We start from the raw sequence: 20,874 nt of genomic DNA on the forward strand, positions 1-20,874 counted from the left end.
TTTATGATATACTCCCTCTTTTTAACCTATTTATTAAATGTAATAGAAAATTAGGAATGTAGAATTGTATGATACAAACAAAGTGCAATAGCTGAGTGTGCAGCTGTAAAATCATTGTAAGGTTCAATAATGACTTCAGGTAGGCGATTATAGAGCAATTTGGGTTTGTAGTTCATTTCACTATATAGTTTTTGGATGATGTGTTGATTTGTTAGTAAAGGACTATGTAGGTAGATTTTTTGAGAGTCAATCATCATACTGATATTTAAAATGGTTTGACTAAGATAGAGTAAGGCTTGATGGATAAGTGTGATTATTCCAGTGTCACCTAATTGATAAGCGTTTAAAACAACTTGGATATCAATCTCATCGGCATTTTTTACTAAACTAGGAAGTAGAGAATAGGGAGATTGATGGTATAGAATTTTTGATTTTTTGATTAACCAAGATTCTCCAGCAAAAGTTTGTAAGCATCCCTTGCGTCCACAACTACATTCTTCTCCCTCAGATGAAACCACTGTATGCCCTATTTCTCCAATCATTAGATTTCCTTTCCCATAAATGTTTCCGTCATAGATATAAGAGCAGTGCATACCTCTAGCAAAATGAAAATAAGCAAAATTAGAGTCATTCTGTTGGCGACTAAATAGGCGTTTACCTATAGCCATACAGTTAACATTGTTAGAGAAAAACAAAGGCTTATCAAAGTGGGATTGAATCATTTCTAAGTCGATATGTTGCCATAAAGGATTGTTTGTTGTTATTTTATAATCATCTAAATAGCGACCAGGTAGCGCGATTCCAATTGCTTCTATTGCATAATCAGAGCAGTTATTTAAGAATTGCTTTAGTGTTTGGCTAATGATTTGATTTCCCTTTTCTTGGATTAACTGTTTAGTAACAATTTCTTTCTCTTCTTTTAAAATATTTCCTAGATTATCTCCTAAAGCAAAAGTGAAATGTTTTTCAGATAGTTCACAACCAATGTAGTAAAATCGTTTAGCTTGAATATCTAGCAGGATTTTTTTTCTCCCTACACTTGTATCGTGTTCGTCTTCACCAAGCTCTAAGAGAATATTTTCCTTAATCAGGTCATTTGTGATACTGCTAGTTGTTGCAGGTGTTATTCCTGTTTTGGTAGCAATTTCAATTCGTGAAATGGGGCCTAATGTGTAAACTGTCTCCAATATTTTAGCTCTTAGTTGTAATTGTTTCTTAGATAAGGTCATATTAGTTTTCTTCCTAGTTGTCAGATTCTTAAAATCTTATGATGTTTTGTTATGGATAAATGTAGATGTTAATCTTTTAAGTTTTTCATTACTTACTAGTTTCTTTTATTATATATTGATAATAAAAATAATCAAATATTTACATAAATCCTTGACAAGGCTTTCTTATAGTTGTAAAATATAAATAACAAAAGATAATCAAATAACAACTTGACGTCAAAAAATAAAGATAATTGATAACTTTTGATAATAAAATATATTTAAGAGGAAAAGGTTATGGAAAAATTATTACAAGAAAAGTTACTTCCAGTAGCGGCTAGATTGGGTAATAATAAAGCGTTGGTTTCTATTCGAGACGGTATTACTTTAACTATACCTTTATTGTTGATAGGTTCATTACTAATGGTTATTGCAAGTTTTCCTATTCCAGGATGGGAAAAATATCTTGGTGATCTTGGTGTTGCTGGCTATTTATGGAAGGGTGTTGATAGTAGTTTTGGATTACTTGGTCTTGTAGCTAGTTTTGGTATCGCTTACTTTATGGCTAGACAATACAAAGTTGATGGTATTCCTGCTGGTATTGTGTCATTATCATCTTTTATTACAGTTACGCCTTTCATTACAGGGGAAGCTGGAGCAGGAATGCCTACCGCTTTCATGGCATCAAAAGGTTTATTTGTTGCTATGATTTTAGGATTGATTAATGGCTATATCTACCAATGGTTTATAAATCATAATATACAGATAAAAATGCCGGATGGTGTTCCACCAGCAGTATCTAAAAGCTTTAGTGCCATTATTCCTGGTGCAGTGACTATTGTTGGTTGGTTGATTGTTTATGCAACTTTAGATAAATTAAGTTTACCTAATCTTCATGAAATTGCTCAGGTAGCTTTGGGAGGACCTCTTGGACTTTTAGGAAATAATGTTGTTGGTCTTCTTATTTTAATTTTCCTCAATAGTAGTTTTTGGTTTGTAGGTTTACACGGAGGAAATGTTGTTAATGCAGTTATGAAACCGTTGTGGTTAGCTAATTTGGATGCAAATAAAGTAGCTTATCAAACTGGAGAAGCTCTTCCAAATATTTTTACTAGCGTATTTATGGATAATTTTGTATTCATAGGCGGTGGTGGAGCAACCATAGGTTTAGTTCTTGCGTTAGGATATTTAGCACATAAGAAGAAAGCTAGTAAACAATTAAAAACTTTGGCACCTATAACTGTTATACCTGGATTATTTAATATAAATGAACCGGCAATGTTTGGGGTTCCTATTGTTTTGAACATTTTGTTACTAGTTCCATTTATCTTAGCTCCAATGCTTAACTTACTAGTAGCTTGGGGAGCAATGGCATCAGGTTTGGTTCCGCTAACTTATACAGATCCAGGTTGGACTATGCCACCTGTTATAAGTGGTTTACTTGCTACAGGAAGTATTTTTGGTTCATTATTACAAATTGTATTGATTATTTTGGATGTCTTACTTTATTTACCATTTGTAATGGCTATTGAAAAACGGTTTAAGTTATTGGAGGATTGAGAATGAAACGTTTAATTAGTGCAAATCCATCTGAGATATTACAGATGAATGCTGAAGAATTAAAACAAAGTATTTTAGCAAGTGAAGGTAGAGTTGTTTTATCTGAAAATGTAGTCACTCGTGAGACATTTGTTGGGGATATCACTAATTCTGAAATTGCGAGAGCTTTTGGAGCTGACATGATTTTATTGAATTGTGTTGATGTTTTTGAGCCTAAAGTTTATGCTTTGGATAGTTCAGGTGATGATGTTATTCATCGCTTACACCAGCTCGTTGCTTGCCCAATTGGTGTAAATTTGGAACCGATTGACCCATCTGCAAAAATGCTAGAAGAAACACAAGACATTATTGCAGGTCGTGTCGCAAACAGAGATACCTTTAAGAGAATTGAAGAACTGGGGTTTGATTTTGTTTGTCTGACTGGAAATCCAGGTACAGGAGTTAGTAACCAAGAGATTATCAAAGCAGTTCAATCTGCTAAAGAGAATTTTTCAGGTTTGATTATAGCTGGTAAAATGCACGGCGCTGGTGTAAAGGAACCTGTCGCGGATATTTCCGTTGTGGAGCAGTTGCTTGAAGCAGGTGCAGATGTGATTTTGGTTCCAGCTGTTGGGACAGTTCCTTCTTTTAACGATGAAGAATTACGCGCAGTGGTAGATTTAGTTCACAGTAAAGGTGGGCTAGTACTGAGTGCCATTGGGACTAGCCAAGAAACATCTGATACGGAGACAATTAGGGAAATAGCGCTGAGAAATAAAATTTGTGGAGTTGATATTCAACATATAGGTGACGCAGGATATGGAGGACTGGCAACAGTCGATAATATTTATGCCTTGAGCAAGGCAATTAGAGGAGTGAGACATACAGTATCTCGCTTAGCTAGATCAGTAAATAGGTGATAAAGGAGTAAGCTATGGCTAAAGTAACAATTATGTTAGCATGTGCAGCAGGTATGAGTACAAGTCTATTAGTGACAAAGATGCAAAAGGCAGCAGAAGATAAGGGGTTGGATGCAGAAATTTTTGCAGTTCCAGCTCCTGAAGCAGAAGAAATTGTAGCAACAAAAGAAGTAAATGTGTTGCTTTTAGGTCCTCAAGTTCGCTATTTACTAGGGGACTTTCAAGAAAAATTAAAAGATAGACAGATTCCTGTGGCGGTTATTCCGATGACAGATTACGGAATGATGAATGGTTCTAAAGTCTTAGATTTAGCTGAAAGTTTATTAGACTAAGATTGAGGAGAATGTTATGGATGAAAGTAATTTAGAATCTGTAATGGGGCTAATTATGTATGGTGGGGAAGCCAAAAGTAATGCTATGGAGGCTATTCAGGCAGCAAAAAAAGGGGATTTCTCCAAAGTCAATCAAAAATTAGCTGATGCGAATACTGCCTTATTGCTAGCTCATAAGGCTCAAACAGAAATGTTGACAAGAGAGGCACAGGGGGAAGAAACTTCAATTAGCCTCTTGATGGTACATGCGCAAGATCATTTAATGACGAGTCTGACCTTTGTTGACTTGGCAAAAGAAGTGGTAGAAGTATACGAACGTTTTGAAAAAAATTAGGAGTTTGCTATGAATACAATGTTGGATAAAATGCAAGAAAAACTTTCTCCAATTGCAATGAAAGTTGGGAATCAGAAGTTTTTAGTTGCTTTGCGTGATTCATTTGTGGGGACTATGCCTGTTATTATGACAGGTTCCATTGCTTTGTTATTAAATGCTTTTCTAGTGGATTTACCACAACAATTTCACTTAGAAAGTATTACGAAAACCTTTCAGTGGCTTGTTGACATCAATAATTTGGTATTCAAGGGAAGTATACCAATTGTTTCCTTGTTGTTCATCTATTGCTTGGGAGTGAATATCGCTAAGATTTACAAGGTTGATACGGTTTCTGCTGGTTTGGTATCGCTTGCTTCGTTTGTCATTTCGATTGGAAGTACAGTTACAAAGAGTTTCCCTTTGGCAAATGTAGGAGATGTGAAATTAGATCAAATCTTACAAGGAATTGATAATCTAGCATTTGATGGTAAAAATCTGATGGTAACTATTGGGAATGTGATTCCAGGAAACCATATTAATGCCAGAGGCTACTTTACAGCCATGATGATTGGATTTTTAGCCTCTATTATTTTCTGTAAAGTAATGAAAAAGAACTGGGTCATCAAGTTACCAGATTCAGTTCCCCCTGCGATTGCTAAGCCGTTCACTTCTATCATTCCAGGATTTATGGCGATGTATATAGTAGCCATCTTGACTTATGTTTTCCATTTATTTAGCAATGACTTATTGATTGATTGGGTTTACAAGGTGTTACAAACGCCATTACTAGGTTTGTCTCAAAGTTTCTTTGCAGTTATTCTGATAATCTTTTTGAATAAGTTATTCTGGTTTTTTGGTCTCCATGGAGGAAATGTATTGGCTCCTATCATGGAAGGGCTATTTGGAGTTGCTATGTTAGCGAACTTGGATGCTTTCCAAAAAGGTGAACCGATTCCTTATATCTGGACAAGTGGATCTTTTGGGGCGTTTGTCTGGTTTGGAGGATTAGGATTAGTACTTGCTATTTTAATTTTTTCAAGAAACAGTCATTATCGAAAAGTTGCCAAACTTGGTCTAGCGCCAGTTCTGTTTAATATTGGTGAGCCGGTCAATTATGGTTTACCAGTTGTCTTGAATCCTTTGCTATTTATACCATTTGTACTTAGCCCAGTTTTCATGGCAACGGTAGCTTACTGGGCAACAAGCTGGGGTCTTGTTTCACCTGTTACACAAAATGTTACTTGGGTAATGCCACCAATTTTATATGGTTTCTTCTCTACAGCATTTGATTGGCGTGCCATCATCTTATCAGTTGTTTGTTTGATTATTAGTGTCTTGACTTATTTCCCATTTGTGAAAATGGCAGATAAAACTGAATTGAGTTAATGGTCTTGCTTGTATCTTTTGTGATAAAATAGAATGAGAAATAGATTACGTGTAAGATGAGTTAGATGTAGGATTTCTTATCTCTACTAAAAATGTTATTAGATAAAGTTTTGTAGTTGTCTGAAGCTGGAATAGTACACTGTGGCTTCTAAAACAGTGCTAGAAAATGATTTGGATTTCCTAATCGATTTATACTTAATGAAAATCAAAGAGCAAACTAGGAAACTAGCCGCAGGTTGCTCAAAACACTGCTTTGAGGTTGTGGATAGAAGTGACGAAGTCAGCTCAAAACACTGTTTTGAGGTTGTGGATAGAACTGACGAAGTCAGCTCAAAGCACTGCTTTGAGGTTGTAGATAGAACTGACGAAGTCAGCTCAAAGCACTGCTTTGAGGTTGTAGATAGAACTGACGAAGTCAGTAACCATACATATTGCAAGGCGACATTGACGCAATTTGAAGAGATTGTCGAAGAGTATTAGTCATATTTTATCCTAAAACATAACAAGGTGTTCTTGCTTTATATAGAGAGATTCTTATAGAAAGAGGCGCAGTATAGGTAGATATCTTCTTGTGCCTCTTTTGCCATATTAGAAAGGAGATTTTATGGTTCAGACAAAACAGCCAAATATTATTTTGATTGTTGTAGATCAAATGAGAGCAGACGCCTTATCCTTGAATAGTAAGGATAAGCTAGTTAGCACTCCAACATTAGATATGATGGCTAGTGTAGGTTATAATTTTGAAAATGCCTATTCTCCAGTTCCTTCTTGCGTTCCTGCTAGGGCAGCTTTATTGACTGGCTTAGATCAAGATAAAAGTGGACGTGTTGGTTATCAAGATGAGGTGCCTTGGAATTTTACTAATACTCTTCCAAAAGTCTTTAAAGATATGGGTTATCAAACAGAGTGTATTGGTAAGATGCATGTTTTTCCTTCCAGACAGAGACTTGGGTTTGATCATGTCTTACTTCACGATGGGTATCTACATGTTGATAGAAAGTATGATAAGGCTTATGGAAGTCAATTTGATTATGCTAGTGACTATCTAGCCTTTTTAAAGGGTAAAGTTGGTTATGATGTTGATTTGATTGATGATGGAATGGATTGTAATTCTTGGGAAGCTAGACCTTGGAATAAAGATGAGAAGCTACACCCAACAAACTGGGTTGTGAGTGAGTCCATTTCGTTTTTACAAAGAAGAGATCCAACAGTTCCTTTTTTTCTCAAAATGTCTTTTGAAAAACCACATGCTCCATTAAATCCCCCAAAATACTATTTTGATATGTATATGGAACGCTTGCCTCAATTTCTCGATTTGCATATCGGGAATTGGGAAGTATTAGAAAAGCAAATTCCGTCTATTTATGCTTTAAGAGGGAAATTAAAGGAAGATGATCAAAGAAGAATGGTTGCTGCTTATTTTGGATTGATTACTCATATAGACCATCAAATTAGTCGCTTTTTGACTGCCCTAAAAGAATTCCGTCATGATAAAGATACGATTATCTGGTTTGTCTCGGATCATGGAGATCAGCTGGGTGAACATTATCTTTTTAGAAAGGGCTATCCTTATCAAGGAAGTATCCACATCCCTTCGTTCATTTACGATCCGGCTGGATTGATAGCTGGTAATAGGGGAACAATCAAGCAATTAGTGAAAATTCAAGATATTTTCCCTTCCCTCGTGGATTTGGCAGGAGGAACTACTACAGATGAACTAGATGGACGGAGTGTTAAGAATTTATTATTTGGACAGTACGAGGGATGGCGGACAGAATTTCATGGGGAACATGCTTTAGGAAAAGATTCTAGTCAATATATCTTGACAGACCAGTGGAAATTTATCTGGTTTCCTGTTTTAAATCATTATCAGTTATTTGATATGAAAAAAGATCCGCATGAAATGAATGATTTGTATCCAAGTGAAAAATACCAGCCTATTGTTCGTCAGATGAAGAAAAAATTAGTAGACTTTCTTAGATATAGAGAAGAAGGTTTTGTTGTGAATGAAGAGTTAGTTCCTGTTGAACTATCTAAAATAACACCAACTCTAACGAAAACGAGGGATATTCAATCATGAAAATGAAAAAAATCAAGGGTGGGACATTTATGATGGGAACAAATTCTGAGGAGGGCTTTTTAGATGATTTTGAAGGTCCTCAAGTTGCTGTTAATGTAAAGGATTTCTCCATTGCAGATACTCCAGTTACGAATCAAGAATTTGCTCAATTTGTGAAAGAAACAGGCTATAAAACACTAGCTGAGCGACAAGAGTGGTCTTTTGTTTTTGTATTGTTCGTTCCAGAGGCAGAAAGGGAGGGATATCCTCATCCTGCTGGGGCTCCGTGGTGGTTACAAGTTCCGAATGCTTGCTGGAAACATCCCTACGGTGAGAACAGTAATCTAGTGGGTTTAGAAGACCATCCAGTAGTTCATGTTGCTTTAGAAGATGCATTGGCTTTCTGTGATTGGAGCGGAATGTCTTTACCGACTGAGGCGCAGTGGGAATATGCTGCTAGAGGAGGAAGACAATCTGAATATCCTTGGGGACATACTCTTTTAGAAGGGGGCTATTACCATGCCAATACCTGGCAAGGAAGATTTCCTTATGAAAATACTGGCTTAGATGGATTTATAGGAACGGCTCCTGTCTATGAATTTCTACCTAATGATTTTGATCTATATCAAATGATTGGGAATGTTTGGGAATGGTGTCGCAATCCGAGATATACCTTATTAGCTAGTTTTAATGAAGATGACTATGAGCTGCCAAAATATGGGATACAAGAGGAGGAGTATGCGATCAGAGGAGGTTCCTTTTTATGTCATTGTTCTTATTGTAATCGCTACCGAGTAGCTGCTAGAAATGGATGCCTTTCTACTTCCACTAGTAGCCATCTAGGTTTTAGATGTTTGAAAGAATAGGATGGACTTAAAGAGTGGTTGAGATTATTTATTTTCTAATCATTATAATAGCTAGTGGATTGGGTTCTATATCAGGTATGGGTGGTGGAATTATAATCAAGCCACTTATGGATAGTTTTGGATATCATTCGGTCAGTGATATTGCTTTTTATTCTAGTTTCTCTGTTTTTGTAATGGCGATTATTTCAACAATCAAAAGATTTGCACAGACAAAACAGATAAAATGGAGATTGATTTTTACGGTATCCTTTTCTTCTGTTTTAGGAGGATTTCTAGGCCATCTCATTTTTCAAGTTTTGTTATCTCAATTATCAGTACGGCTGGTATTCATCGTTCAAATGATTTTACTATTTGTGATGTTAATTGTATCATTTGTTTTAGCAGATTTTAAAAAAACTTATCAATTTGAGAAAATAGGATTCTATATGGTTTGTGGTCTTTTATTGGGCTTGATTTCTAGTTTTTTAGGGATTGGTGGTGGTCCGCTCAATGTATCTTTATTGATGGTATTTTTTTCTATTTCGATAAAAGAAGCAACTATGTATTCTCTTGCAATTATTTTCTTTTCCCAGTTGTCTCATTTGGCTACAATTGTTGTAGTTACTGGTTTAAATCAGTATCATTTAGCACCTGTTCCAGTTATTTTTCTTGCCTCTATATGCGGAGGGATATTGGGGACGGTTGTATCAAAAGTCTTACCTGAAAATTGGGTAAGATACTGTTTTAAAGGGATGTTATTCTTTGTCATGGGAATAACTCTATATAATTTATTTCATATCTTTTAAGCTTGGGAGAAAGCATGTAAAAATTCTTCCTTATGATAAGAAACATGCTTGTTCTCAGGTACATAAGCATATTTTGTACGAAAATTATTACTTGACTATCCATTGGTTGGCCAAAAGTAGAACAGACCAACAAAAAAGCCTTGAAATCAAGGCTTTTCCTGTTTTATTTAGATGCCCCCTACAGGGATCGAACCTGTGACCCACGGATTAAGAGTCCGCTGCTCTGCCAGCTGAGCTAAGGAGGCAAAGAAAAAGCTGTATTGGTGCCGAAACTTCACGGTTTGTATTGAACCCGCGCAATTAAGCAGGTGGGCAACTCGCTCTAACTGAAGCTGTTTCCGTGTGAGACGGCCTACATGCTGTTAGAAGACTTTTGTTTCCCTAATAATACAAAAAATAGTCGGTCAACACTTAAGTGTGAAGTCGTACACCACAGCGTTTCTATGTTTATAGAATACCACTTTTTCAAAAAAAAATCAAGAGGAAAGTGCAATTTTTTGAAAAGGATTTCAGATTTTTCGCAAACGGTCGATAGCTTCCTTTCTTTGAGCCAAAGCCCGTTCATATTTACCAGTGTCTTCTGCTTGGAAGTAGTGATGATTGCGAATTTTTTCTGGCAGATAGTCTTGCTTGACCCAATTTCCAGGATAGTTGTGTGGATAGAGATAATCTTGGGCATTGCCTAGTTCCTTGCTTCCGCTGTAGTGGCCATCACGCAGGTGTCGCGGAATAGGCAAGTGACCTGATGTTTTGAGGTCAGCAAGGGCCTTGTCCATAGCTACATAGGCTGAGTTGGATTTTGGAGAAAGGGCCAAATCAATCACCACATTGGCAATGAGAATGCGGGCTTCGGGGAAACCAATCTTCTGGGCAGCATCCAGAGCAGTTACGGTATGAATCTGGGCTTCAGGATTGGCCAAGCCGATATCTTCATAGGCGATAATGGTCAAGCGACGCGCGAGACTAGGCAAATCACCAGCTTCAATCAAGCGAGCTGCGTAGTGGAGACTGGCATCCACATCCGAACCACGGATAGATTTTTGTAGGGCTGATAGGACGTCGTAGTGACCGTCCCCGTCCTTGTCCATGGTAATGTAGCTCCGCTGCAGGCTATTTTCCATGATATCAAGGGTGATATGGCGGATGCCCTTGTCGCTTTCGGGGGTAGAGAGAACAGCTAAGTCTAGAGAGTTGAAGGCAGAGCGAAGGTCTCCGTTTGTAGAAGTTGCGATGAAATCCAGTGCCTCCTCATCTAGTTCTACTGGGAAATCAAAACCACGCTCAGGATTACTTAGAGCTATCTGAAGTGCCTCTTTGACGTCTTGATTAGCCAGAGGTTCCAACTCAAAAATCTGAACGCGGCTACGAATGGCTGGTGTGACAGAAAAGAAAGGATTTTCAGTCGTAGCCCCAATCATGATGACCAGACCACTTTCCAAGAGTGGGAGGAGAAAGTCTTGCTTGGTCTTGTCTAGACGATGAATCTCGTCAAGCAGTAGGACGAGACCACCAGAGAATTTTGCTTCCTCGGCGATTTCTTGCAGTCGCTTTTTACTATCCACCGTCGCATTAAAGGTCCGAAAGGCATACTTGGTCGTTCCAGCGATGGCAGAGGCGATACTGGTCTTGCCGATTCCTGGAGGTCCGTAGAGAATCATGGAGGACAGACGGTTGGCTTCCACCATGCGACGGATAATTTTTCCAGGTCCGACCAGATGCTCTTGACCGATAACCTGGTCGATAGTTTTTGGGCGCATGCGAAGCGCGAGATTGTCTGGCATAGCAGTCCTTTCTAACATGGATTTTCTGATACATATGTGGTAAGATGGTAGTATCTATTTTAGCACATTTCCGAGCAATCGGGGCGATTAAAGAGTCGCATAGAAAGAGGACAAAATGGCAACATACGGATTTTTAGATGTTTTAGAGGAAGAGTTGGAGAAGAATTTTCCCTTTGACTTTGAGATTAGTTGGGATAAGCGCAATCACGCGGTAGAAGTGAGTTTCCTATTGGAAGCGCAAAACGCTGCAGATGTGGAGATGGTGGATGAAGACGGAGAGGTTTCGTCAGACGATATCCTATTTGAGGAAGCAGTCCTTTTCTACAATCCTGCCAAGTCAACAGTCAATGAAGAAGATTATCTGACTCTTATCCCTTATCTGCCTAAAAAAGGATTTTCTCGCGAGTTTTTAGCTTATTTTACCCTTTTCCTCAAAGATACTGCTGAGGTTGGGCTGGATGCCCTCATGGACTTTTTGGAAGACCCAGAAGCAGAAGAATTTGTCATGGAATGGAACCAAGAAGTCTTTGAAGAAGGAAAAGTTGGCTTGGAAGAGGGAGAATTTTATCCTTATCCGAGATATTAGGAGTTGGTTGGAAATTTTATGAAGAAAATTGGGACTTATTTGGTTTATGTGCTAGCTTTTGTCTTTATTATGCTAGCTTTTGCTTGTGGAACCATCGCATTTGCAGATTTGGGATATTCCGCAGTTTTAGCCTTTACTTTTGGTTATGCCTTCGCTCTTCTAAGTATGTATTTAATCTTTATTCTTCATGAGTTGGGTCATGCTTTTTGTGGCTACTTGACAGGCTATCGGCTGGTGGCTTTTGGATTAGGACATTTTCTTTTGACAAAAAAGTCAGGCAGGTTTCATCTTAGTCGAACAGCCATTCTGAAAAATGTTGGTGCTCAGTATATTGGATTGAAAGAAGATGAAAGCGATCAAAGAATCATCCTGATGCTTTCAGGAGGTTTGCTGGTTCATCTCGGCTTGATGTTATTGGCGATATTGTTTGGATTTTTGACAAGAAGCTGGTATTTTGCAGGCACTTGGATTTTTCTTAATTTGTCTTTCTTCCTAAACAACGTCTTGCCAGTCGGGATCACCGATGGAGCGAAAATTTGGGAATTGCTACAACACCCTGAAAATACCCAATACGCCTACCTGATATTGAGGCATTCTGCCCAGACCTTGCTAGCTCCTCAAGAATATGATTTGAAAGACTTTATCATGCCTGTTCCTGAGTATGCGAGTGGGAGCTTTGCAGAAAGTATTCAAACTCTTGATGGAGTGGTATTCATATTGGATGATCATATAGAGCTTGCAAAGCAACAGTTTCAGTCTGTGCTAGAGAAAACAGATAATCCAATGTCTAAAACTATTTCTCAATTATACCTTCTTCAAGTTGCTCTGATGGAAGGAGATAATAAGAAAGCGGAAGAATATGCAAGCATTCGAGGAGTCAAATCCTTTTTATCTATAAAAACAGCAGATATGCAGGTCATTCAAGCTTGGTATCAATTTAAGGTAAAGAAAGATGGAGTTCAAACTCACAAGACTATGAAGATTGCTAGACAGAAAATGAATAGCAGCCGGATGTTACGGGATGAGAAAAGCTATTATCAAAATTGGTTAGCCGATCTGGAAAAAGAATTAACCGAAGGAGTCTAATATGGGAATAGAAATTTCTGATTTTACAGGTTGCAAGATTGCTTTGTTTTGTGGGGCTAAGCTCTTGACTATCTTACGCGATGATAAGGCGAACATTCCCTGACCCAATATGTGGGAACTGCCCGGTGGTGGGCGCGAAGGTGATGAAAGTCCTTTCGAGTGTGTGGCTCGTGAAGTTTATGAAGAACTGGGAATTCATCTGACTGAGGATTGTCTGCTTTGGAGTAAGGTTTATCCAAGTATGCTTTTTGAGGGGAAGAAATCCGTCTTTCTAGTTGGAAAGTTGGCTCAGGAACAGTTTGACAGTATCGTATTTGGAGATGAAGGGCAGGGTTATCAGCTCATGGATGTGGAGGAGTTTCTTAGTTCCAGTCAAGTTGTACCTCAGTTGCAAGAAAGATTGAAAGATTATTTAAAAGTAAGTGATTAGAAAGGATGGTTCGGTTACATTTCTAAACTGAACCCGCCCTAAACACTGTGCCAAAAAGATAAACTTCTCTTAGACACAAGCGTCTTCAGAGAATTTTCTATTTTGGTCTTGTGTTTTACGGGCTTGGTGTTTTAATGATGGAAACATGGCAAGAGTTAAAAGTTACAGTGAAGCGTGAGGGGGAGGAATTGGTCTCTAACCTCTTGATTGAACTAGGTGCCCAGGGTGTTGCAATCGAAGACAGCATGGACTATGTGGGGAATGTTGATCGCTTTGGTGAAATTTTCCCAGAGGTGGAGCAGCAAGAAGAAATTGTAGTGACGGCCTACTACCCTGATACGGTTGATGTGGCAGTGATTGAGGCCGACTTGCAGGCTCGTTTAGCAGAATTAACAGATTTTATGGATTTGGGTGAGGTCAAGATGGGGACGACTGCCTTGGCTGAGGAAGACTGGGCAGACAACTGGAAGAAATACTATGAACCCACTCGCATCACTCATAATTTGACCATCGTTCCCTCTTGGACAGATTATGAGGCGACTGCTGGGGAAAAGATTATCAAGCTAGATCCAGGGATGGCTTTTGGTACAGGGACCCATCCGACGACCAAGATGAGCCTTTTTGCTTTGGAGCAGGTTCTTCGTAGTGGCGAAACGGTGCTGGATGTGGGGACAGGTTCAGGTGTCCTCTCCATTGCCAGCTCGTTGCTTGGTGCCAAGGAAATCTTTGCCTACGACCTAGATGATGTGGCAGTTCGTGTGGCTCAGGAAAATATTGAGCTCAACCCTGGTATGGAAAACATCCATGTAGCGGCAGGTGATTTGCTTAAGGGTGTGGAGATTGAGGCCGATGTCATTGTGGCTAATATCTTGGCGGATATTCTCATTCATCTGACGGAGGATGCTTATCGCTTGGTCAAGGATGAAGGCTACCTCATCATGAGTGGCATTATCAAGGACAAGTGGGACATGGTGCGAGAGTCAGCTGAGTCAGCTGGATTTTTCCTTGAAACCCATATGATTCAAGGGGAATGGAATGCCTGTGTCTTTAAGAAGACCAAGGATATTTCAGGTGTGATTGGAGGCTAGCATGCAGCAGTATTTTGTCAAAGGCAGTCCTATCCCTCCTGTCACCATTGAGGACAAGAAAACCAGCAAGCACATGTTTCAGGTTATGCGCCTGAAGGAAGATGATGAAGTGACCTTGGTCTTTGATGATGGCATTAAGCGTTTGGCGCGTGTGCTGGATGTGGAAAATCGTCAGTTTGAGTTGGTCCAAGAATTAAATGACAATGTGGAACTACCAGTCCAAGTGACCATCGCATCTGGATTTCCTAAGGGAGACAAGCTGGAGTTCATCACTCAAAAAATGACGGAACTAGGAGCCAGTCAAATCTGGGCCTTCCCTGCAGACTGGTCGGTTGCTAAATGGAACGGCAAGAAATTGGGCAAGAAAGTCGAAAAACTAGAAAAAATTGCCCTTGGAGCAGCCGAACAAAGTAAACGTAATATCGTTCCAAGTATCCAGCTTTTTGAGAAAAAAGCAGATTTTCTAGCAGAGCTGGACCAGTTTGACTCTATCGTAGTAGCCTATGAAGAATCAGCTAAAGAAGGAGAAACCGCTGCGCTTCTGCAAGCAGTCACTGGTCTTGAAACAGGAGCCAAACTGCTCTTTATCTTTGGTCCAGAAGGCGGTCTCTCACCTGCAGAAATTGAGAGTTTTGAAGCCAAAGGAGCTGTTTTGGCAGGTCTTGGACCTCGTATATTAAGAGCAGAAACAGCCCCACTTTACGCCTTATCAGCCCTTAGCGTTTTATTAGAATTAGAGAAATAAGAGGAAGAAAATGGAACAAAGACACCGTTCAGAGTTTCCAGAAAAGGAACTTTGGGACTTAACAGCCCTATACCAAGACCGTGAGGATTTCTTGCGTGCAATCGAGAAAGCTCGCGACGACATCAACAAATTTAACCGTGACTACAAGGGTAATCTTCATACTTTTGAGGATTTCGAGAAGGCCTTTGCGGAATTGGAGCAAATCTACATTCAGATGAGTCATATCGGCAATTACGCCTTTATGCCTCAGACGACAGACTATAGCAATGAAGATTTTGCTAATATTGCCCAAGCTGGGATGGAATTTGAAACAGATGCCAGCGTAGCCTTGACCTTCTTTGACGACGCCTTGGTGGATGCAGATGAGGAAGTCTTGGACCGTTTGGGTGAATTGCCTCACTTGACGGCAGCCATTCGTCAGGTCAAAATCAAAAAAGCCCACTATCTAGGGGCAGATGTGGAAAAGGCTTTGACAAATCTGGGTGAAGTTTTCTACAGTCCACAGGACATTTATACTAAGATGCGAGCTGGGGACTTTGAAATGGCTGACTTTGAAGCCCATGGCAAGACCTACAAAAACAGCTTTGTCACCTATGAGAATTTCTACCAAAACCACGAGGATGCTGAGGTTCGTGAGAAATCTTTCCGCTCCTTCTCAGAGGGACTTCGTAAGCACCAAAATACAGCTGCAGCAGCCTACTTAGCCCAAGTCAAGTCTGAAAAACTATTGGCAGATATGAAGGGCTACGACTCAGTCTTTGATTATCTTCTAGCTGAGCAAGAAGTGGACCGTGCTATGTTTGACCGCCAGATTGACCTGATTATGAAGGATTTTGCGCCAGTTGCTCAGAGATACCTCAAGCATGTTGCCAAGGTGAATGGTCTTGAAAAGATGACCTTTGCAGACTGGAAATTGGACTTGGACAGCACCCTGAATCCTGAAGTGACTATTGACGATGCCTATGATTTGGTCATGAAGTCGGTAGAACCTTTGGGACAAGAATATTGTCAGGAAGTTGCTCGCTATCAAGAAGAACGCTGGGTGGACTTCGCTGCCAATAGCGGCAAAGATTCTGGTGGATATGCGGCGAATCCATATCGCGTGCACCCTTATGTCCTCATGAGCTGGACGGGCCGTTTGAGCGACGTCTATACCTTGATTCATGAAATCGGGCATTCTGGTCAATTCATCTTTTCTGACAATCACCAAAGTTACTTCAATGCCCACATGTCAACCTATTATGTTGAAGCGCCGTCAACCTTCAATGAATTGCTTCTCAGTGACTACTTGGAGCACCAGTCTAATGACCCACGTCAAAAACGCTTTGCCCTTGCCCACCGCTTGACAGACACCTACTTCCATAATTTCATCACCCACCTCTTGGAAGCCGCCTTCCAGCGTAAGGTTTATACATTGATTGAAGAAGGGGAAACCTTTGGAGCAAGCAAGCTCAACAGCATTATGAAGGAAGTTTTGACAGATTTCTGGGGAGATGCTATTGAAATTGACGACGATGCAGCACTCACTTGGATGCGACAAGCTCACTACTACATGGGCTTGTATAGCTACACCTACTCAGCTGGACTAGTCATTTCGACTGCAGGTTATCTTCATCTAAAACATTCAGAAACTGGAGCTGAAGACTGGCTCAATCTTCTCAAATCAGGTGGTAGCAAGACACCGTTTGAATCAGCCATGATTATCGGAGCGGATATCTCAAAAGACAAACCACTCCGTGATACCATTCAGTTCTTGTCAGACACAGTTGACCAGATTATCGCCTACAGTGCCCAGTTGGGAGAGTAGGGGAATAGAGAGGTTGTTCTAGAATTGGTATGGACAGTTATTTACTTAGAAGTCGATGTTTAAATCCCCCATTCCTTTTCGAGGAATTCTTTGCCCTGCTCTGTAATTGTGAGTGAACGTGGCGTTTGTGCAGGGATGACCAATTGTTTTTGGCTGAAAAATTCTAAGAGAGCATTGCCGAGAGCTCCGCCGACATGATTCTTACGTTCGCTCCAATCCAAACATTTAGGGCAAAATTTCCGTTTTTTCTTTTTCAATTCATCCGTATCAATGTGTAATTCTCTTCGGAAATAAGACTTCCCAGCGTCAGTGAGTTGGAAGTCTTTTTCTGATTCGCTGAGGAGATTTTCTTGCAAGAGATAATTGGTAATGGAAATGCCAAGCTCACCAGCAATATGGTCATAGCAGGTGCGAGCGACCTTTAATTCCTTTTTGTGAATGTGTTGCTTATAACTTTTGACATCACGCTGAGGAGAGTAGAAGCTGAGAAATTCCAGCATTTCTGCAATAGCAGCACTTTTTAAAGAATAATAATGAAAACGTCCATAGGTTTGTAGAGTGGTTACCTGCGCTTCGGTAAGCAATTTGAGGTGATAGCTGACAGTATGTTGCTTGATTTTGGTAAAGCTGGCAATTTCGTTAACCGTGTGAGCTTTTCCATCCATCAGAATGTCTAAAATGTGCATCCGAGAAGGGTCTGACAAGAGTTTTGTGATGACGAAAATATCTGGTTCCATAAAAATTTTCTCCGAATTTCATATATCGATGATTTTCTATCTTTTATTATACTATAATTAAAGCACAAGATAAATAAATCTTTAAAATGTTTTACTAGAGAATATTTTAAATTTTATTGTCTGAGTTTAAATGGAGGTAAATTCTAATGAAAATTACAAAAGTAATTGCAGCAGCATCCACAGTTGAAGGACGTTAATCTTAAGATTACATTCTCAACATTTTTTCAAAAGTGAATGGATCTTTTCCATTCCTTTTGTCTATTTTAGGAGGAAATAGAATTGAATTTACCTAAAATTAAAGATATTCATAGTGTCCTATTTTTAAAGGATAAAATCAGATTAGGTATAGGTAAAGATTATGGTATTGAGATTGAGAATCTGGATGAGAAGTATACTCAGCTCATTAAGCTCCTCAATGGAAAACATACAATCAATGAAATTTGTAGCTTAGTTGATAACTTGTCCCCTAATGAGGTAGAAGAAAGTATTTCTTTACTAGATACACTAGGGTATTTGGAGGATAATTTTGTTACTACAACTGAATTAACTTCAGAAGAATTGGATAGATATTCCGTAAATCTTAACTTTTTTAATACTTTAGATACATTATCTTTAACAAAATATGATTATCAGTTAAAATTAAAAAAGACGCGTATTTTGCTCTTAGGTATTGGTGGTATAGGAAGTAATATCTGTCTAGCATTGGCTGAATTAGGTATAGGGCATATTACAGCAGTTGATTTTGATACGGTCGAAGCTAGTAATCTCAATAGACAAATTTTGTATTCGACATCTGATATTGGAAAAAGAAAAGTAGAGGCTGCAAAAGAGTCGCTTAGAAAGTTTAATCCTTTAATTGAATTTGAGGTACTTGATAAAGAGATAGGTTCAAAAGAGGATGTTGATGAGTTAATAAAAACTTCAAAATGTGATATCGTAGTAAATGTTGCAGATTATCCAACAGGCTATATTGATTTTTGGGTCAATGAAGCTTGTGTTCAATACAATAAATTATGCCTGTCTGCTGTGGTTGGTAAGAAAAATGGGAAAGTATATTCAATTATTCCGTATAAAGCAGCGTGCTATTACTGTCAGTTTTTAGAGGATTTGGAAAAAATTCCTGAGTATGCTGAGGAGTTGGAGACCGTTCGTACAATGACAAATTCATTGGAACTAGAGATGTTCAGAACTCCGAATGGTGCTTTAGGCCCTGCTTGTCTATTTCAAGGGTATTTTATTTCGTTTGAAATTTTAAGATATATTTTTTGGGGATACGAAGCATTGCTAACATTTAATAAAAGATTCTCAATTGACTTTATAACATTCGAACAACATTTTGATGAATTAACAAAGTATCCAACATGCTCTATTTGTGGGGGAAAGAAAGAGTGAAGAAGTTAAGTGTTAAAAATCTAAAAAAGCAATATGGTTCTTATGAAGCTGTCAAGGGAATTAGCTTTGAATTGGGAGAAGGAGAGTGTTTGGGTATCTTGGGAATCAACGGTGCCGGCAAAACATCCACTTTAAAGATGATTTACTCACTGACCTCAATTTCCTCAGGAGAGATTGATATCTTGGGGCAAAATATTGAAACCAATCGTCGTAAGAGTAAATCTTGTCTGGGTATTGTAGGGCAGGAGGATATGCTGGACATGACCTTGAATGTTTATGATAATCTTTTTGCTCACGGTCTATGCTATGGTATCTCATCTGTCGAACTTAGGAAGAGAATCGATTCTCTCTTGGATTTTGTTCAACTGAGCAAACATGCGCAAAAGATGGTGAATCAGCTGTCGGGTGGGATGCGACGACGTCTTGTCTTGGCAAGAGCCCTCATCAATCGGCCTGATATTATCATTTTAGATGAACCGACAGTTGGTTTAGACATTCAATCCCGCAATATTATTTGGGATAAACTTTTGGAGTTGAAGGAATTAGGTGTTTCCATCATTATTACTTCCCACTATATGAATGAGATTGAATATTTGACAGATAGGGTGCTGATGCTCCACCAAGGGATTATCAAAGAAGAAGGAACTGTAGAAGACTTGCTCATCAAGTATGATGCTGATAACCTTGAGACGCTTTTTTTGGGGTTGACTGGGACAGAGAAGGAGGGCTTGCATGTTTAAGTTATCATTTCAGACCATCGGACACGTTGTGGTACGTAACTACATGAGTTTTAGAAACTTATTTAAAATTTCAATTGTCCCCAACCTTATCGACCCCCTCTTTTATCTTTTAGCAATGGGATTTGGAGTTGGTGCCTATTTGACGCATGTTAACGGTATGCTCTACCGTGATTTTGTCATTACAGGTTTAATTGCTGCGACTTCCATGTCTGCGGCCACCGCAGAAACAACGGTCAATGCCTTTATCCAGTATAAGATTGAAAAGACTTATGATGCTATGTTGATGACGCCAATCAATACGAGTGATATTGTGGTGGGTCAGGCTATCTGGGCAGGTATTCGTGCAGTGATTTTCGGTGGGATTTTTTGGCTGATTTCCATGCTTATCACAGCGCATTTTCATGCCTTGATGTTATTGATTCCTCTGATTTTATTTATAGTGGGTTATTTGTTTGGTGTTTTAGGGCTAATCTTTACCTACTTGGCGCCGTCTAGGGAATTTCTGAATTACTACAATGTTTTGGTAATTCGTCCTCTTTATATGTTTTCAGATACCTTCTTTCCTATTACTTCCTTGCCCCCAATACTTGGTGATTTGACTTGGTTTTCTCCCTTGTATCACGCTACCAGTATGATTCGGATTATATGGGGAGGGGAGGTGACAGGTCTGTATCTTCATCTTATCTGGTTGATAGCCTTGGCGCTCTTGATAACGGTGTTTCCTATGTATATGTTACATCGTAGATATTATAGATAGTCTAATTATTTGTGATGTTGTAGTCATATTCTAATTTATACTAAACGTTATTCGAATTTGGACAGGTATGGGAACTGTGCCTATCAATATTGTAATTTATGGAAGTTGAAATAGTACGGTTCAGTTTTTAAAATATTGTTAGAAATTGTTTTAAATTCCCTAATCAATTTGTATAGTTTTTATTTCACTTTATTATAACTAGTTTTTCGCAATTTTTGAGACAGGAATGTGATTTTTGTGATAAGGCTCTATCATTACAAGTTTATTTGTGGTAATATGGAATAAATCATTTATATATCTTTTCAGAAATATGCTGT

At 38.9% G+C, this 20,874-nt stretch carries 20 protein-coding genes, 1 tRNA gene and 1 pseudogene; 18 read left to right on the forward strand and 4 right to left on the reverse strand.

The genetic code is table 11. The features are described 5' to 3' along the window. Positions 1-50: 50 nt before the first annotated feature. Complete coding sequence (locus tag OVN21_RS01765) at positions 51-1,229, reverse strand: ROK family transcriptional regulator (protein ID WP_267247020.1); 1,179 nt, start codon at positions 1,227-1,229, stop codon at positions 51-53. Positions 1,230-1,505: 276 nt separating this feature from the next. Between OVN21_RS01765 and OVN21_RS01770 the strand changes: the two genes are divergently transcribed. The 9 genes from OVN21_RS01770 (at position 1,506) to OVN21_RS01810 (ending at position 9,408) form a co-directional block, all read left to right on the forward strand. After that, a complete protein-coding gene (locus OVN21_RS01770) occupies positions 1,506-2,768 on the forward strand; it encodes a PTS sugar transporter subunit IIC (protein WP_267247021.1) in 1,263 nt (420 codons plus the stop codon). A gap of 2 nt (positions 2,769-2,770) precedes the next feature. Next, the gene (locus tag OVN21_RS01775) at positions 2,771-3,667 is read left to right on the forward strand and encodes a haloacid dehalogenase-like hydrolase (protein ID WP_267247022.1); all 897 of its coding nucleotides are present in this window, start codon (positions 2,771-2,773) and stop codon (positions 3,665-3,667) included. A 14-nt stretch (positions 3,668-3,681) separates the two neighbouring features. Beyond that, positions 3,682-3,999: a PTS sugar transporter subunit IIB gene (locus OVN21_RS01780; RefSeq protein WP_001151646.1), complete on the forward strand. Its 318-nt coding sequence runs from the start codon at positions 3,682-3,684 to the stop codon at positions 3,997-3,999. Positions 4,000-4,015: 16 nt separating this feature from the next. Continuing rightward, positions 4,016-4,333 carry a PTS lactose/cellobiose transporter subunit IIA gene (locus tag OVN21_RS01785; protein WP_267247023.1) on the forward strand — a complete coding sequence of 106 codons (318 nt, stop codon included), beginning with the start codon at positions 4,016-4,018 and terminating at the stop codon, positions 4,331-4,333. Between the two features lie 9 nt (positions 4,334-4,342). Further along, the gene (locus OVN21_RS01790; protein WP_267247024.1) at positions 4,343-5,698 is read left to right on the forward strand and encodes a PTS sugar transporter subunit IIC; all 1,356 of its coding nucleotides are present in this window, start codon (positions 4,343-4,345) and stop codon (positions 5,696-5,698) included. Between the two features lie 141 nt (positions 5,699-5,839). Continuing rightward, positions 5,840-6,178, forward strand: a complete 339-nt coding sequence (locus OVN21_RS01795) for a hypothetical protein (RefSeq protein WP_267247025.1) — start codon at positions 5,840-5,842, stop codon at positions 6,176-6,178. A 124-nt stretch (positions 6,179-6,302) separates the two neighbouring features. Further along, positions 6,303-7,778: an arylsulfatase gene (locus OVN21_RS01800; RefSeq protein WP_267247026.1), complete on the forward strand. Its 1,476-nt coding sequence runs from the start codon at positions 6,303-6,305 to the stop codon at positions 7,776-7,778. Continuing rightward, complete coding sequence (locus OVN21_RS01805; protein ID WP_267247027.1) at positions 7,775-8,623, forward strand: formylglycine-generating enzyme family protein; 849 nt, start codon at positions 7,775-7,777, stop codon at positions 8,621-8,623. The genes OVN21_RS01800 and OVN21_RS01805 overlap by 4 nt, the downstream gene beginning before the upstream one ends. Positions 8,624-8,637: 14 nt before the next feature. Continuing rightward, a complete protein-coding gene (locus OVN21_RS01810) occupies positions 8,638-9,408 on the forward strand; it encodes a sulfite exporter TauE/SafE family protein (protein WP_267247028.1) in 771 nt (256 codons plus the stop codon). Between the two features lie 172 nt (positions 9,409-9,580). Here the strand turns inward: OVN21_RS01810 and OVN21_RS01815 are convergent. Together OVN21_RS01815 and OVN21_RS01820 are read right to left on the reverse strand one after the other, a co-directional pair. Next, positions 9,581-9,653 (reverse strand) — tRNA-Lys (locus tag OVN21_RS01815). A 264-nt stretch (positions 9,654-9,917) separates the two neighbouring features. Continuing rightward, on the reverse strand, positions 9,918-11,189 hold the full coding sequence (locus tag OVN21_RS01820; RefSeq protein WP_267247029.1) for a replication-associated recombination protein A: 1,272 nt from the start codon (positions 11,187-11,189) through the stop codon (positions 9,918-9,920). 115 nt (positions 11,190-11,304) lie between these two features. Here OVN21_RS01820 and OVN21_RS01825 point away from each other — a divergent pair, with 115 nt between their 5' ends. The 6 genes and pseudogenes from OVN21_RS01825 to pepF all read left to right on the forward strand — a co-directional run bounded on the left by OVN21_RS01825 (position 11,305) and on the right by pepF (position 16,931). Then, complete coding sequence (locus tag OVN21_RS01825) at positions 11,305-11,775, forward strand: DUF3013 family protein (protein ID WP_267247030.1); 471 nt, start codon at positions 11,305-11,307, stop codon at positions 11,773-11,775. A gap of 18 nt (positions 11,776-11,793) precedes the next feature. Further along, entirely contained in the window at positions 11,794-12,861 is a 1,068-nt protein-coding gene (locus OVN21_RS01830) for a site-2 protease family protein (protein WP_267247031.1), read from the forward strand. Between the two features lies 1 nt (position 12,862). Then, a pseudogene (locus OVN21_RS01835) lies at positions 12,863-13,291 on the forward strand (NUDIX hydrolase). 137 nt (positions 13,292-13,428) lie between these two features. Continuing rightward, positions 13,429-14,379, forward strand: a complete 951-nt coding sequence (gene prmA / locus OVN21_RS01840; RefSeq protein ID WP_323743923.1) for a 50S ribosomal protein L11 methyltransferase — start codon at positions 13,429-13,431, stop codon at positions 14,377-14,379. Between the two features lies 1 nt (position 14,380). Continuing rightward, positions 14,381-15,124 (forward strand): 16S rRNA (uracil(1498)-N(3))-methyltransferase, encoded by a 744-nt coding sequence (locus OVN21_RS01845; protein WP_267247033.1) that lies wholly within the window; start codon positions 14,381-14,383, stop codon positions 15,122-15,124. A 10-nt stretch (positions 15,125-15,134) separates the two neighbouring features. After that, positions 15,135-16,931 carry an oligoendopeptidase F gene (gene pepF / locus OVN21_RS01850; protein ID WP_267247034.1) on the forward strand — a complete coding sequence of 599 codons (1,797 nt, stop codon included), beginning with the start codon at positions 15,135-15,137 and terminating at the stop codon, positions 16,929-16,931. A gap of 59 nt (positions 16,932-16,990) precedes the next feature. Here pepF and OVN21_RS01855 read toward each other — a convergent pair whose 3' ends face one another. Then, positions 16,991-17,668, reverse strand: coding sequence for an ArsR/SmtB family transcription factor (locus tag OVN21_RS01855; RefSeq protein ID WP_267247035.1), 678 nt, complete (start codon positions 17,666-17,668; stop codon positions 16,991-16,993). A gap of 279 nt (positions 17,669-17,947) precedes the next feature. Here OVN21_RS01855 and OVN21_RS01860 point away from each other — a divergent pair, with 279 nt between their 5' ends. From OVN21_RS01860 to OVN21_RS01870, 3 genes are read left to right on the forward strand one after another with little or no spacing between them, the layout of a single operon-like run. Next, positions 17,948-19,060, forward strand: coding sequence for a HesA/MoeB/ThiF family protein (locus OVN21_RS01860; protein WP_267247036.1), 1,113 nt, complete (start codon positions 17,948-17,950; stop codon positions 19,058-19,060). Continuing rightward, a complete protein-coding gene (locus OVN21_RS01865; RefSeq protein WP_267247037.1) occupies positions 19,030-19,800 on the forward strand; it encodes an ABC transporter ATP-binding protein in 771 nt (256 codons plus the stop codon). Before OVN21_RS01860 ends, OVN21_RS01865 begins: the two co-directional genes overlap by 31 nt. Then, positions 19,793-20,557, forward strand: coding sequence for an ABC transporter permease (locus tag OVN21_RS01870; RefSeq protein ID WP_267247038.1), 765 nt, complete (start codon positions 19,793-19,795; stop codon positions 20,555-20,557). The genes OVN21_RS01865 and OVN21_RS01870 overlap by 8 nt, the downstream gene beginning before the upstream one ends. Positions 20,558-20,874: the final 317 nt, after the last annotated feature.

The organism is Streptococcus sp. Marseille-Q5986 (genome assembly GCF_946902915.1).
Classification (GTDB): domain Bacteria; phylum Bacillota; class Bacilli; order Lactobacillales; family Streptococcaceae; genus Streptococcus.